Source organism: Cognatundibacterium luofuense (assembly GCF_018139685.1).
In the GTDB taxonomy this organism is placed as follows: Bacteria; Pseudomonadota; Gammaproteobacteria; order Burkholderiales; family Burkholderiaceae_D; genus Undibacterium; species Undibacterium luofuense.
Genome location: NZ_JAGSPN010000010.1, coordinates 64,982 through 78,328 on the forward strand (window position 1 = coordinate 64,982; position 13,347 = coordinate 78,328).

The following is a 13,347-nucleotide window of genomic DNA, read 5'->3' on the forward strand; positions in this document are numbered from 1 at the left end:
ATTCCGGCGCATCCAAATCGAAATTCAAAGTTCCGCATCGTACTGGATCATCGTCCGTATGCCAATGTCTATGCAAGTAATTGAAAAAGCGGATTCCGCTCGATGCAACATTTATGACAAAAAAATAATAAATGCAAAATGGCAATACGAAAGAGACTGTTTCCCTGCGTAAATTATTTGTCATTCGATTAAAGAAATCATTTTGTTACGATGCCGCTCCGGATGATGGTGAAAAGTGTTTTTACTGCATTCAAAAATTATTAAGGAGAAATTTGAGATGAAGAAATTGTTAATCAGCACGTACTTTTTTACGGGTTTGCTGACTTGTGCTGCGGCATCTGCACAGGTCTATATAGGTGGAAGTGTAGGGCGCTACAACTGGGATGCCGCCTGTGTCGGCATAAGTTGTAAAACGAGTGACACCGGATTCTCAGTTTTTGGCGGATATCAGATTAATTCCACAATCGCTGCTGAGCTTAGTTACAAAGACACAGGTACACTGCATACAACAGGGTCTTCGGCGGGTAACTTGCCGACCGATGTTAAAGGAAAGAGTCTGGCAATCAGTGCGTTAGCAAATGCACCGATTTATCAGGATCTGAGTGCTTTTGCGAAGTTCGGTATCGGCTATATGCGTGCAGAAATCCGTAACGGGGCACTCGGTAATTTCGATCACTCCTCATGGCAGCCGGTTTTAGGTGTCGGTTTGAACTATAAGCTGAACAAGAATTTGACACTGCGCGGCGAGGTGGAAAGTCAGAAATTTGATATGTCGTACAGCAAAAAATCGATGCTGGGTTACTCAGCTGGATTGCAGTACGCGTTCTGACCGGTGGCAGAGTCGCAAGTGTAAAGTACAGTCCTCACTGTTCTTTAGCGTTTTTGTGAGTGATGAAGGCTGTAAAAAAAACGGGCGCCAGGGCGCCCGTGAAAGTATCCTCACTATCTTGGGGGATAGCAGAGATGGGTCTGACCAATCCATCAGACTGCGGCATCATAGGCAAATTTCTGTGTGGCAACGAGTGATTTTTTGGACGCTGCCTATAATTGCAGGTTATGTACTTGCTTCAACGGAAATGTTTTTGCTGATATTACGTCCCGATACGCGGTGAATTTTTTTCACAGTATTAATGGCAAAAGTAGCGGGAAAAAATCAGCAGGGAAATGAGTGAGATGGCAGCAATGCTGCTACTGGTGATGAAGCTGCCATACTGAACCGGAATGCCGCGTTTTTTATTTTCTGCAAACCGGATTAATTCACCGACACTGACCAGCCCGCTGAGTGCGGTGATCAGCATATTCATCAGCATCACAAAGGCTTCTTTGTCAGTCAGGTTGCGGCAGGACTCCGAAGCCAGATGCGCGCCCTTAAACACGTGATCATAGCTGAGCAGATCCATCAGAATTGCGAGCATCAGCAGGCTCATCACAGCAAGTGGTATGAACCACAGCAGAAAAAACTTATCGGTGAATGCTTCGCGGATAATCCGCTTCCACTCGAGCACACCGCTGACATACTCTTTCCACATGATTGCCTGATCTCCCTGGTTGCTGCTGCGCTGCATCCGGTCACAAAGATGTGCCTGCAGTCTGCTTATGCCGCTATCCGCGGTTGTCCAAACAGTATGCCAAAGCGATACGTTTGACCAGTATCAAATGTATGGTGCAGGTGGAAAGTCAGTAGCGCGGGATTTTTTGATGACGGAAAGCAACAACTTTGTTTTTTTAAGCCGTTGGCATGCAGCTTTTTTAATCAATATTCATTCCGTCTTCGTTCAAACAGGTGCACCTAATCCTGAGAGCCTGTCCCATTCCGGTACCGGTGAAAATTCACTGACCAGCACATCGATCAGTGTGCGGACTGCGGGGGAAAGCCTGCGCGTGGCCGGGTACAGTGCGGTCAGATGGTTCAGTGGCACTTGCCAGTCAGGCAATACGACTTGCAGATGCCCCGCTGCAATATCGCGGGCGGCCAGAAAACTGGTGTGATACACAATGCCGGCGCCGGCCAGCGCCGCCTGATGTAATGCACGACCATTATTTGCGCTGAAGACCGGACTGACCGTGACTTCGCAGTGTTCGTCACCACGCTGAAACTGCCAGCGCGCACCCTGCGTCAGATGACTGAAATGCAGGCAGCGGTGCTGCGTCAATTCTGCAGGATGCGCAGGAATACCGGCACGGGCCAGATAAGCCGGGCTGGCGCACAGCAAGCCACGGCAGGGCGCCAGCGTCCGCATTTGCAGGCCGAACTGATCCGGAATGCCGCCGACCCGTATGCTCAGATCAAAACCGTGGCGCACCGGATCGAGCAAGGCATCGTCCGCATGTAATTCAATCTGCAGTTCCGGATGATCCAGTCCGAAACGGGCGAGAATGTCCGCCAGCCATTCAGAGGCAAAACTGGCCGGTGCCTGTAAGCGCAGAATGCCGCGCAACTGGTCGCTGCTGTGTGCTGCCAGCGCCAGTGCCGCGCGTGCCTGTTGTACTGCTTCCTCGCACGGCGTCAGAAAGGCCAGCCCCTGACCGGTCAGGCTGACTTCGCGGGTGGAGCGGTGCAGCAGTCGTATCTGCAGATGCTGTTCCAGTGCGGCGATATGTTTGCTGACCAGTGCGCGGCTGATGCCCAGCCTGCGTCCCGCTTCACTGAAGCTGCGCTGACGTGCTACCTCGCAAAAAACTTCCATCGCTTTCAGCGTATCCATAGCTTGACGGGTTCAGGGGATAAACGCTGATTGTCAAAGAAACGGAAACAAACTGTCAACCGTTGTAGCCATTGTCGGGCAGGTGCTGCGCTGATTACACTTGCGCTATCGCAAAACAAGGAGGCAGCAATGCTGAATCAGGAACAGTTAGACCGCTATCAGCAGGATGGCTTTATCGTTATCCCGGATTTCAAAACTCCGGCACAAATCGCCGCATTGCGTCAGCGCGCTGCCGAGATTGTGGATGCTTTCGATCCTGCACAGTCACGTTCGATTTTCACTACCCGCGAACAGGATAAACACATCGATCATTACTTTCTCGATTCGGCAACCCGTATGCATTGCTTCTTTGAAGAGGAAGCATTTGGTGAGGATGGTCAGTTGCGTCAGGCTAAAGCACTGTCGATCAATAAAATCGGTCATGCGATGCATGATCTGGATCCGGTGTTCAGTGCGTTTTCACGCGGACCGGAACTGGCTGCCGTGGCGCGTCAGTTAGGTTTGCAACAGCCGGAAATCTGGCAATCGATGTATATCTTTAAACAGCCGGGCATAGGCGGTGAAGTGCGCTGGCATCAGGACGCCACATACTTTGACACCGATCCGGTGACAGTCACCACGTTCTGGTTTGCGCTGGAAGATGCCAGTCTGGAAAACGGTTGTCTGTGGGCGGAGCCCGGTGGTCACCGCACGCCGCTGCGTGAACGCTTTGTGCGTGAAGGCGACCATGTACGTACTGAAAAATTGTCCGATTTGCCGTGGCCGGATGACAGTACCGCCGTGCCGCTGGAAGTGCGTGCAGGCAGTCTGGTGTGCTTCCACGGCTTGCTGCCACATTACAGCGCACCGAACCGGTCTCCGGTATCACGCCATGCTTACACACTGCACGTGACCGATGGCGCCAGCCGGTATTCGCCGGCAAACTGGATACAGCGCGGCGCGGAATTTCCGGTGCGGGGTTTTGAATGAGTCAGGCGGTGAAACTGCATGTTTTTGCGGCGCACTGGGGACATGCGGGTAAACCGGCGCAGCAGTTTATTGATGAAGTCAAAGCCGCTGGTTTTGATGGCATTGAAATGTCCTTGCCTGCGGATGAAGCCGAATGGGCGCACTGGCTGGAGCGCATCCGCGATGCCGGTTTGCTGCTGATTACCCAGCAGTGGGAAACCGTGTTTCATAGCGATTTCGCGCAGCATAAATCGGCGCTGGAAAATCTGTTGCGCCGTGCCTGCGCGGCACAGCCGCTGATGGTCAACAGCCACACCGGCAAAGACTGGTACAGCGTCGCGCAGAATCAGGAACTGATTGCGCTGACGACAGCGATCAGCCAGCAAACCGGTGTGCGTATCGTGCATGAAATTCACCGCAGCCGTTTCAGCGGCCATCCGGCGCTGATGGCACCGTATCTGGCACACAATCCGGACTTACCGCTGAATGCGGATTTGTCGCACTGGTGCTGTGCCTGCGAATCGCTGCTGCAGGATCAGCAAGCGATGCTGGAAGGAATTTTCCCGTTGGTGAAGCATATTCATGCGCGGGTTGGTCATGCGCAGGGGCCGCAGGTCAGCGATTTCCGTGCACCGGAATTTGCTGCAGAACTGCAGGCGCATTTGGCATGGTGGGATCAGATTCTGCAGGCACGTGTCGCTGCCGGTGAAACCTGCCTGACCATCACTCCGGAATTCGGCCCCGTGCCTTACACGGCCACGCTGCCGTACAGCCAGCAGGAAGTCAGCAATGCGTGGGAATTAAATGTCGCCATGATGCATTTGTTGCGTGCGCGCTATGCAGCGCATGGCTGGTGCTGAATCCTTCACCGTCACACCAATTCAGCAAGAATGGTCAGGTAAGATGGGCGCGCTGTCTGCATACTGTGCAGACAGGAGAGCAGGCGGGTAGGCAATATTGATATCCGCCGCTCAGGTTTTTTTCGCACACTTCTCTGACACTATGGATCCTCTTTCAGAAAACACGTCGTCTGCCGGTAGCCGTCAGCGCCGCCTGCAACCGGTGCTGGACTGGATTGATGCCCATCCGGATGGTGATTTGCGTCTGGAAACCCTGAGCGCGCTGGTTGCCGTTTCACCGTTTCATTTTCATCGCTTGTTTAAGGCATGGACCGGCATTGCGCTGCATCGTTACATCCGCTTAAGCCGTTTGCGGCGTGCTTCGTATCAGCTGGCATACCGCCCGCTGAGTGTGATGCAGGTGGCGCTGGATAACGGTTATCAGAGTCCGGAAGCGTTTGCACGCGAATTCCGGCGCGATACCGGACAAAGCCCGAGCGCATTCCGCCATGCACCGGACTGGCTCTCCTGGAACCGGAGTTTCCGTTTATTTTCTGAAAGGAGTCTGCATATGTCCGCTGTATTCGCTGAACCGCAACTAATCGCTTTTCCCGCCACCCGTATTGCCTGCATGTCGCATCTGGGCGATCCTGCGCTGATCGGGCAAACCATACAACGCTTTATTGCATGGCGCAAAAAACACCATCTGCATCCCTCACGCTATGCCACGCTGAATATTCTGTACAACGATCCTGATACGGTTGCTGCACAGGATTTCCGGCTTGATCTGGCGATCCCGCTGGATGCTGATCCGGGTGAGGGTGCTGACGGCATCCATCTGCAAACCATCCCTGCCGGACGCTGCGCGAAATTGCTGATTACCGGTCGGGAACAGGATTTATACGCCGGACTGGACTGGCTGTACCGCACATGGCTGCCTGCCAGCGGTCAGCAGCTACGGGATTTTCCGCTGTTTGTGGAACGTATCCGCTTCTTCCCCGATGTGCCTGAGCATCAGTCGGAATTCGCGGTGTATCTGCCTCTGCAGGACTGAGTTTTTCTTGTTTGTCGGAGCGCTGCACGGTCGCACGCTGTGCAGCTATCCGCATCACCCGTTTACGGAGAGCTGGACTTTCTGCCGACGACCGCCGGACCGCTATGCTGAACTCCGCATTTAGGTCAGTTTTGGGCAATTTCGGGTAGTTTCAAACCGTGCTGACCGGCTTCCGGCGGGTAGTGCAGCAGCATATTGCCGGCTTGTCACCGCAAAGTCCTGACATTTGTCACTGTTGCCGCCGCCGCGCCACGGGCACACTGTGAACACCTTAACGCGAACTTTCGGAGAAACAACATGGAACCAGCACAAATGATTCAGTGGGCAGTCGGCGCAGGTGTGGCATGGCTGATTTTCAGCAGCATGACCGGGTTGGGTAACCGCTGGATTAAGCATGCCGATGCGGACGATGTGGAACGTTTAGAGCGCCGCATCGCCAGTCTGGAACAGCAACTGGCGGCACTGCAGCGCGAACAGGCGGGACGTCAGGGCTGAGTTTCCGGCGCTGGTTCGTCCGGTGCCTGCCATTGTTCAGGATGTCCGGCCACCACCCACAAAATCAGCTGATCTAAAGCTTTGCGCGCTTTGGCGGCTTGTTCATCGTTGATGATGGCGACCACTATCCACTGCGTATCCTGCAGATCACGTACATAGCCTGCCAGCGCGGTGGCATTGCGCAGGGTGCCGGTTTTCAGACGGGCGCGGCCTTCGGCTACCGTGCCTTTCAGACGCTTGCGCAGAGTGCCATCCATGCCGCCTATCGGCAGGCTGCTGATAAATTCTGCATTCCACGGACTGCGCCAGCCTGCCTGCAATACACCAGCCAGTGTTTGTGCGCTGATGCGTTCGCTGCGCGATAAACCGGAGCCATTCTCGATCACCAGCCCCTGTTCATCGAGCTGATGGCGCAGCAGCCACTGGCGTATGCGCAGGTCACCGGCAGTCCGTGAACCGGTGCCACTGGCAGCATTATTCGGCGCTGTGCTGCCCAGCGTTTGCAGCAGGGCGCGCGCCATCGTGTTATCGGATTGTTTGTTAATCGTACGCAGCAAATCGGCCAGCGTTTCCGACTGATGTTCCAGTAACAGCGTCGCATCCGCCGGTGCTTTGCCTTCACGTACCTGACCGCGCCAGACACCGCCGAGTTCGCGCCAGATTTGCGCAAACATCGCTGCTACATACTGATTGCGGTCCATCAGATTTAAGCGCGTACTGATCTGACAGTTTTTCGGGAAGCTGCCGTTGAGGCGTATCTCAATATCTCCGTTATCATCCGTCAGCGCCACCGGCGGCGTTACGGATTTTTCCCAGCTGGCGCAGGCTGCATTATTCAGCTTCAGATTATTGCGGATCACGACATTCGCCAGCGGCGTCTGCAAACGGGTTTGTATGCGTTTGCCATCGGACTCTATCGCAAACTGCAGCAGATTATGATTCAGCAGCAGCGCATCGGGAATCACGTTGTAGGCGGCATCCGGATGTTCATCAAACGGGCTGGTCTGTAAGTCTTCGCGTTCCGGCTGAAAACTGCTGCGGTCCAGTATCAGATCGCCGCGCAGGGTTTTGATGCCGCTGTAACGCAGCCGGCGCAGAAAGCTGGTCCATTTTTCCAGTGACAAAGAAGGATCGCCGCCGCCGCGTAAATACAAATCGCCGTTCAGCACTTCTTTTTCCGGTGTGGCCGTACTCAGCAACTGGGTTTTCCAGCGGAATACCGGCCCCAGTTCTTCCAGCCCCGCCAGCGTGGTCAGCAGCTTCATGCTGGATGCCGGACTGACCGCTTGTGTTGCCTGTTGTTGCATAACGATTTGTCCGCTGTCAGCGCGCATCACCACTACCGATAAGGCTTGCGCCGGAATCCCTTGCTGCTGTAATTGCTGTCGTATGCTGTCCGGTAAGACGCCGGTTTCGCGGGTTTGCAACGGTGCGGCAAGCGCGGGCAAGGAAAATACAACAGACAACAGCAGGGCGGGCAGGCGGATAGGCATAAGCAGATTCTGAACGGAGTGTTGCACAGCGGCATCAGCCGCAACGGCAGAGATAGATTTGCTGCATAAGATACAACAAATTGCTGGCGCGCTGACGGATATTTGCTATGCTGGAATCACGCTTTTTTATTTCCATATATGCAAAAACTGATCCGTACTCTGGTTTTTTCCTGTTGTGCCCTGAGTTTGTCTGCTGCTGCGCAGGAGACTGAGGTGTCGCGCTGGCACTGGAATAGCTTCGGTACGCTGGGTCTGGCACACAGCAGTGAGGATCGTGCGGATTTTGTGTTTGATAATCTGCAACCGAAAGGCACAGGCTTCAACCGGCGCTGGAATCCTGATCTGGATTCCCGGCTGGGTGTGCAACTGAATGCTGATCTGCTGCCGGGCCTGGAAGCGGTTGTGCAAGTGGTGTCTGAACAGCGTCCGGATAATTCGTATACCCCGTTTCTGAACTGGGCCAACCTGCGTTATGAAATTCTGCCGGATTTGCGGATACGCGCCGGACGGGTGGCGATGGCGAGTTTTATGGCGTCGTCGTCACGTAAAGTCGGTTACAGCAATCCGTGGATACGCCCGTCAGCAGAAGTCTACCGCTTGCTGGCGCTGACCAACAGCGATGGCGTGGATATTGAATACCGGCTTCGTACCGGCGAGTTCACGCATACGCTGTCGGCGCTGTATGGCAAGAAAACGGTGATTAATACCCGCGATCAGCATGTACACAATACCGATGTCTGGGGTGTGTATGACACCAGTGAATTCGGGCCGTGGACAGTACACATTGCCCATCAGCAAAAACACACGGATAACCAGAATCCGCCGCTGGGTAAATTCTGGTCAGCCGGCGTCAGCTATGACAGCGGCTTATGGCTGCTGAACGCAGAATGGGTGCGCGCTGAAAATTATGACGGACGTCGTGTGCTGGCGGTGCGCGAAGCCTGGAATCTGGCAGCCGCTTACCGGATGGATTTGCTGACGCCGTTTATCAGCCTGTCGCAATTACGGCCGCTTACGGTGGTCAGTGGTACACCGGTGTCGCAAACCACGCTGGCGACGGGTGTGCGCTGGGATATTCGTAAAAACTGGGACCTGAAGCTGCAGTGGGATCATGTGCGGCCGGGAAATGATTCATTCGGCACGCTGCAGGCGATACAGCCGGGATTTCCGAAAGGAAAGCCGGTGAATGTGGTCGCCGTGGTGCTGGATTTCGCTTACTGAGGAGTCCTGCATGCGTCGCTTACTGATATCCGCCCTGATCTTCATATGCAGTCTGACAGCACATACTGCACGGGCTGATGTTGCGGTCATCGTGGCACCGGCCAATGCGTCGCCGGTACTGACGCAGACACAGGCGGCCCAGATTTTTATGCGCAAAATCGCGACTTTTCCCAATGGTACGGAAGCGACGCCGGTGGATCAGCCGGAAGAGCAGGGTGTGCGTGCGCAGTTTTATCAGTACGTGGTCGGAAAAACCAATTCGCAGATGAGCGCCTACTGGTCTAAGATGATTTTTACCGGTCAGGGACGGCCACCGGTGGAAATCGGCGATAACGAGCGCATCAAAAAGTTTGTCATCACCCACCCGAATGCGATTGGCTACATCGACAGAAAAGCGGTCGATCATTCTGTACGGGTCTTGCTGATCCTTCCTTAAGACACACCCTGAGCACCGCCGCTGGCCGCAATCTGAATGAAATAACATCATTGTCTGTGCTGCTGCTTTGATGCAGGACATAAGCCTTTGATTTCGTTATAATTTCGCCCTTTTCTTCCGCTTTCGGCACGCATCATGTCCCTGTTACCGCATCAGATTGAATTATTGTCACCGGCCAAGAATATTGAGATCGGGAAAGAAGCGATTTTGCACGGCGCGGATGCGGTGTATATCGGTGGGCCGTCGTTTGGTGCGCGTCACAATGCATCGAACGAAGTCAGTGAAATCGCGGAACTGGTGGCATACGCGCACCGTTACCATGCGCGGATTTTCGTGACCATGAATACCATCATGCACGAATCGGAACTGGAACCGGCGCGCAAACAAATTCATCAGTTATACGATGCCGGCGTAGATGCACTGATTATTCAGGACATGGGTTTGCTGGAACTGGATATTCCGCCGATTCAATTGCACGCGAGTACGCAATGCGATATCCGTGATGTGGAAAAAGCGCGTTTTCTGAGCCAGTGCGGTTTCTCGCAACTGGTGCTGGCGCGTGAACTGACGGTGGAGCAAATCCGTGCGATCAAAGCAGAAGTCAAAACGCCGCTGGAATATTTTGTACACGGCGCTTTGTGCGTCGCGTTTTCCGGTCAGTGCTATATCTCGCATGCCGATACCGGCCGCAGCGCCAACCGTGGTGACTGTTCGCAAGCCTGCCGTCTGCCGTACACGATGACGGATGCGCAAGGCCGCGTGGTTGCGTTTGAAAAGCATTTGCTGTCGATGAAAGACAACGACCAGAGTGCGAATCTGGAAGCGCTGCTGAATGCCGGTGTGCAGTCGCTGAAAATCGAAGGCCGCTACAAAGACATGAGTTACGTGAAAAACATCACAGCGCATTACCGTTTGCTGCTGGATGAAATCATGGAGCGCCGTCCTGAACTGCAGCGTGCGTCCAGTGGTGTCTCGCGCATTGCTTTCACGCCAAACGTGGATAAAACCTTCCATCGCGGTCATACCGATTATTTTGCGAATGGCCGTCAGGAAGATATCGGCGCATTTGATTCGCCGAAATTCGTTGGTCTGCATTTTGGTTATGTCACCCGCGTCGGTACCAACTGGGTGGAAATCGAAACGCAGGAGCCGATGGCCAACGGCGACGGCCTGAACTACATGCACAAGCGCGAAGTGGTTGGTGTGCAGGCAAATACTGTTGAGAAAACCGGCCAGTCGGAAAACGGCGAAATCTGGCGTATTTATCCGAACGAAACCATGGCAGAGTTGCCGGGTTTAAAAGCCGGTGTGGCGATGAACCGCAACCGCGATCAGCGCTGGGAACAGGCTTTGCACAAAAAGTCCGCAGAGCGCCGCGTGCCGGTATGGCTGCGTTTGCGTGACGATGCGCAAGGTTTGCTGCTGACTATCAGCGATGCTGACGGTGTGGAAACCACCACCCGCGCAGATGTCGTGCTGGAAGCAGCGCAGCAGGCTGATAAGGCCGAAGCCGCGCTGAAAGACGGTTTGCGTAAACTGGGTAACACCATGTTTGAAGCAGAAGATGTCAGCCTGCAATTAAGCCAGATGTGGTTTGTACCGACTTCGGTACTGAATGCGCTGCGCCGGGATGCTGTGGCTGCGCATGAAGCCGCACGTGTCAGTGCCTGGCCGCGTCCGCAACGCGAACCGGCTGTCGAACCACCGGCGCAATATCCGGAAACCACGCTCAGCTATCTGGCCAATGTGTACAACAGCAAAGCGCGCGAGTTTTACCAGAAGCATGGTGTGGAACTGATCGCTGCTGCGTACGAGTCACATGAAGAAGCCGGTGAAGTGCCGCTGATGATTACCAAACACTGCCTGCGCTTCTCATTCAACCTGTGTCCGAAACAAGCCAAAGGTGTGAAAGGCGTGCAGGGGCAGGTAAAAGCCGAGCCGATGACGCTGGTGTCCGGTGGTGAAAAATACACACTGCGCTTTGATTGCAAACCTTGTGAAATGCATGTGGTCGGTGCGATGAAAAAACATATTCTGCAATCGCCGCCACCATCCAGCGTGCCTTACAGCCCGATTACTTTCCACAAGCAGCGTCCGGCACGTCAGGAAAAAATTTAATCCTGCGTCAGCTGACGGAATTGCTGCAACACTTCCAGTACATTGCGGCTGGCTCCGTCCAGCTGCGGTAATGGCCGGTGTGCAATGCCGGTGTAGCGCGGTAATGGCGGGTCCAGAGGCCGGATTTGCATGGTTTTCACGCCATGCTGATCCGGATGCTCCGCCGGTAAAATCGCTGCGCCATACGAGGACGCGACCAGACTTTTCATCGCTTCGGTGTAATTCAGTTCAATCCGCGCACGCGGTGCAAAACCGGCTGCGGCAAACCATGCCATCGTCAGATGGTACATATGGGTACTGGGTTCATTGAAAATCAGCGGTTTGTCAGCCAGCCATGCCGGGGTGATCAGATCAGGACATTCCCAGCGCGGCGGAATGAAAGCCATCATCGGATCGGTACGCCAGTGCTGAATCACAATATCTTTGTGCTGAGGCTGCGGCATCGCCACAATACCGAGATCCAGACTGCCCTGCGTTAAACCCGCCAGCGTATCGGCCGATCCCAGAATCTGCACGTCAATATCAATGCCGTTGTAACGCTGTTCAAGGATTTCCATCACCGCCGGCAGGTTGTGCACGAGTATGCCGCTGGAGGCGCCCATGCGTACCCGTCCGCGTATGCCCAGCGTCTGGCGGCGTATCGCTTCGCTGATCTCATCCGCTTCCTTCAGCAATTTCCGTCCGCGCTCCGCCAGCAAGGCACCGGCTGCGGTAGCCGTCACCGGCTTCTTTGTACGTACCAGCAAGGGCGTGTTGAAGCGTTGTTCCAGTTCTGCGATATGCAGACTGATGGTCGGCTGGGACAAATGCAGCGCCTGCGCTGCCGCTGAAAATGTCCCCAGATCCAGAATGGCAATCAGCGTGCGTACCTGATCGAGGCTGAGTTCTCGCATGATAGATGATCAGTTTTTCTGATAGTGTCGATTATAAAATCTGGCTTCTCTGATAATCAGCAGCATAGCATGATGGCGGCTCTGAATCCTTAATTAAACAGGAGGCCGCACATGCTGAAATCCCTACGAAACTGGTGGCAACAGCGTCGCCGTACACAACAGCAACACGCAGAGCTGGCGGGAATGACAGACCGGGACTGGAGCGATCTGGGGGCCGGGCGTTCGGAAATGGATTACTGGCTGGCGCAGCAAAACCGCGCAGAGCAGAACACATCAGTACCGTCCTGCGCTGCCGGAATGGAGCAGATTAATATTCGCCCAGCAGGTAACCGCTGATATACGAAAAGTACTCACGCAGCCAGGATGGAAAGCGTGTGTACAGCGGCGTGACTGAAGCGGCGGTATACGTGTTCCGGAAACCGGCGCGGTGTGCAATGGCGGTAGCACGCTCCAGATGAAATTCGCTGCTGACGATAATCAGTGGTGTATCGTCGGCAAGTCCTTGCTGTTGCAATAATGGGCGTGAGAAACGCAGATTTTCATAGGTACTGGTGCTGGCGTTTTCCTGTATCAGCCTGTTTGCGGGAATGCCTTTTTTCATCAGATAAGCCGCCATGACTTCCGCTTCGGAACATGAACGGCCATATCCATATCCGCCGCTGACCACCATTTTCATCGCCGGAAATTGCATGGCGACCTCCGCACCGCGATCCAGCCGGGCTGCGAGTGTCGGTGAAGGGACGCATCCGCGTACGCTGGAACCCAGTACGATAATCGCACCGCGGTCAGTCGCCGCCAGCGGTATTGTTTGTTCGCTGAGCACGCTGATGTGCCGGAAAAACGCTACAACGCTGATTGCCCACAACACAAATCCGGTCAGCATCAACTGCCATACGATCTGGCGCCAGCGTTGCTGTTGTAACCAGCGCGCCAGTGACACACTGAACCAGCTGGATGCGGCCATGGCGACGCCGATACTGGCAATCAGCACCGTTCCTGCGTGGGTGATATGCATCAGACACAAATACAGTGCATAGACAATCAGTGCGCTACCGGTAACAAACGATAACAGCGCACGCCAATGAGTGAAGCGGGACAACATACAGACTCCGGTGAAGACAAGATCGCCGGATTATGACACGGAT

Annotated in this window: 14 protein-coding genes; 9 read left to right on the top strand and 5 right to left on the bottom strand. The window is 54.5% G+C overall.

From position 1 onward, the window contains the following. Window positions 1–277: 277 nt before the first annotated feature. Entirely contained in the window at window positions 278–829 is a 552-nt protein-coding gene (locus tag KDM89_RS13560; RefSeq protein ID WP_212688470.1) for an outer membrane beta-barrel protein, read from the top strand. 298 nt (window positions 830–1,127) lie between these two features. Here KDM89_RS13560 and KDM89_RS13565 read toward each other — a convergent pair whose 3' ends face one another. Next, the gene (locus KDM89_RS13565) at window positions 1,128–1,529 is read right to left on the bottom strand and encodes a hypothetical protein (protein WP_212688471.1); all 402 of its coding nucleotides are present in this window, start codon (window positions 1,527–1,529) and stop codon (window positions 1,128–1,130) included. Between the two features lie 246 nt (window positions 1,530–1,775). Then, a complete protein-coding gene (locus KDM89_RS13570) occupies window positions 1,776–2,705 on the bottom strand; it encodes a LysR family transcriptional regulator (protein ID WP_230427867.1) in 930 nt (309 codons plus the stop codon). Window positions 2,706–2,834: 129 nt separating this feature from the next. Here KDM89_RS13570 and KDM89_RS13575 point away from each other — a divergent pair, with 129 nt between their 5' ends. From KDM89_RS13575 to KDM89_RS13590, 4 genes are all read left to right on the top strand, one after another. Next, window positions 2,835–3,674 (top strand): phytanoyl-CoA dioxygenase family protein, encoded by an 840-nt coding sequence (locus KDM89_RS13575; protein WP_212688472.1) that lies wholly within the window; start codon window positions 2,835–2,837, stop codon window positions 3,672–3,674. 8 nt (window positions 3,675–3,682) lie between these two features. Continuing rightward, window positions 3,683–4,513 carry a sugar phosphate isomerase/epimerase family protein gene (locus KDM89_RS13580; RefSeq protein ID WP_212688473.1) on the top strand — a complete coding sequence of 277 codons (831 nt, stop codon included), beginning with the start codon at window positions 3,683–3,685 and terminating at the stop codon, window positions 4,511–4,513. Window positions 4,514–4,655: 142 nt separating this feature from the next. Further along, the gene (locus tag KDM89_RS13585) at window positions 4,656–5,546 is read left to right on the top strand and encodes an AraC family transcriptional regulator (protein ID WP_212688474.1); all 891 of its coding nucleotides are present in this window, start codon (window positions 4,656–4,658) and stop codon (window positions 5,544–5,546) included. A gap of 297 nt (window positions 5,547–5,843) precedes the next feature. Further along, window positions 5,844–6,041, top strand: coding sequence for a hypothetical protein (locus tag KDM89_RS13590; protein WP_212688475.1), 198 nt, complete (start codon window positions 5,844–5,846; stop codon window positions 6,039–6,041). Here the strand turns inward: KDM89_RS13590 and dacB are convergent. Beyond that, window positions 6,032–7,534 (bottom strand): D-alanyl-D-alanine carboxypeptidase/D-alanyl-D-alanine endopeptidase, encoded by a 1,503-nt coding sequence (dacB, locus tag KDM89_RS13595; protein WP_212688476.1) that lies wholly within the window; start codon window positions 7,532–7,534, stop codon window positions 6,032–6,034. The two genes, KDM89_RS13590 and dacB, sit on opposite strands and share 10 nt — an antisense overlap. 138 nt (window positions 7,535–7,672) lie before the next feature. Here dacB and KDM89_RS13600 point away from each other — a divergent pair, with 138 nt between their 5' ends. The 3 genes from KDM89_RS13600 (at window position 7,673) to KDM89_RS13610 (ending at window position 11,309) form a co-directional block, all read left to right on the top strand. Beyond that, complete coding sequence (locus tag KDM89_RS13600; RefSeq protein WP_230427868.1) at window positions 7,673–8,755, top strand: porin; 1,083 nt, start codon at window positions 7,673–7,675, stop codon at window positions 8,753–8,755. A 10-nt stretch (window positions 8,756–8,765) separates the two neighbouring features. Further along, the gene (locus tag KDM89_RS13605) at window positions 8,766–9,191 is read left to right on the top strand and encodes a type 2 periplasmic-binding domain-containing protein (protein ID WP_212688478.1); all 426 of its coding nucleotides are present in this window, start codon (window positions 8,766–8,768) and stop codon (window positions 9,189–9,191) included. Between the two features lie 135 nt (window positions 9,192–9,326). Beyond that, entirely contained in the window at window positions 9,327–11,309 is a 1,983-nt protein-coding gene (locus KDM89_RS13610) for a peptidase U32 family protein (protein ID WP_212688479.1), read from the top strand. On the opposite strand, the gene KDM89_RS13615 is transcribed toward KDM89_RS13610, so the two are convergent. Beyond that, a complete protein-coding gene (locus KDM89_RS13615) occupies window positions 11,306–12,202 on the bottom strand; it encodes a LysR family transcriptional regulator (RefSeq protein WP_212688480.1) in 897 nt (298 codons plus the stop codon). The two genes, KDM89_RS13610 and KDM89_RS13615, sit on opposite strands and share 4 nt — an antisense overlap. A 111-nt stretch (window positions 12,203–12,313) precedes the next feature. On the opposite strand from KDM89_RS13615, the gene KDM89_RS13620 reads away from it, so the two are divergent. Then, window positions 12,314–12,538, top strand: coding sequence for a YjiS-like domain-containing protein (locus KDM89_RS13620; RefSeq protein ID WP_212688481.1), 225 nt, complete (start codon window positions 12,314–12,316; stop codon window positions 12,536–12,538). On the opposite strand, the gene KDM89_RS13625 is transcribed toward KDM89_RS13620, so the two are convergent. Beyond that, window positions 12,510–13,304 carry a YdcF family protein gene (locus KDM89_RS13625; protein WP_212688482.1) on the bottom strand — a complete coding sequence of 265 codons (795 nt, stop codon included), beginning with the start codon at window positions 13,302–13,304 and terminating at the stop codon, window positions 12,510–12,512. The two genes, KDM89_RS13620 and KDM89_RS13625, sit on opposite strands and share 29 nt — an antisense overlap. Window positions 13,305–13,347 lie beyond the last annotated feature (43 nt).

Excerpts from the sequence above, each read along its gene's own strand:
- KDM89_RS13560 (WP_212688470.1), top strand. The coding sequence starts at position 278 with ATGAAGAAATTGTTAATCAGCACGTACTTTTTTACGGGTTTGCTGACT.
- KDM89_RS13565 (WP_212688471.1), bottom strand. The coding sequence starts at position 1,529 with ATGTGGAAAGAGTATGTCAGCGGTGTGCTCGAGTGGAAGCGGATTATC.
- KDM89_RS13570 (WP_230427867.1), bottom strand. The coding sequence starts at position 2,705 with ATGGATACGCTGAAAGCGATGGAAGTTTTTTGCGAGGTAGCACGTCAG.
- KDM89_RS13575 (WP_212688472.1), top strand. The coding sequence starts at position 2,835 with ATGCTGAATCAGGAACAGTTAGACCGCTATCAGCAGGATGGCTTTATC.
- KDM89_RS13585 (WP_212688474.1), top strand. The coding sequence starts at position 4,656 with ATGGATCCTCTTTCAGAAAACACGTCGTCTGCCGGTAGCCGTCAGCGC.
- KDM89_RS13590 (WP_212688475.1), top strand. The coding sequence starts at position 5,844 with ATGGAACCAGCACAAATGATTCAGTGGGCAGTCGGCGCAGGTGTGGCA.
- dacB (WP_212688476.1), bottom strand. The coding sequence starts at position 7,534 with ATGCCTATCCGCCTGCCCGCCCTGCTGTTGTCTGTTGTATTTTCCTTG.
- KDM89_RS13600 (WP_230427868.1), top strand. The coding sequence starts at position 7,673 with ATGCAAAAACTGATCCGTACTCTGGTTTTTTCCTGTTGTGCCCTGAGT.
- KDM89_RS13605 (WP_212688478.1), top strand. The coding sequence starts at position 8,766 with ATGCGTCGCTTACTGATATCCGCCCTGATCTTCATATGCAGTCTGACA.
- KDM89_RS13610 (WP_212688479.1), top strand. The coding sequence starts at position 9,327 with ATGTCCCTGTTACCGCATCAGATTGAATTATTGTCACCGGCCAAGAAT.
- KDM89_RS13615 (WP_212688480.1), bottom strand. The coding sequence starts at position 12,202 with ATGCGAGAACTCAGCCTCGATCAGGTACGCACGCTGATTGCCATTCTG.
- KDM89_RS13620 (WP_212688481.1), top strand. The coding sequence starts at position 12,314 with ATGCTGAAATCCCTACGAAACTGGTGGCAACAGCGTCGCCGTACACAA.
- KDM89_RS13625 (WP_212688482.1), bottom strand. The coding sequence starts at position 13,304 with ATGTTGTCCCGCTTCACTCATTGGCGTGCGCTGTTATCGTTTGTTACC.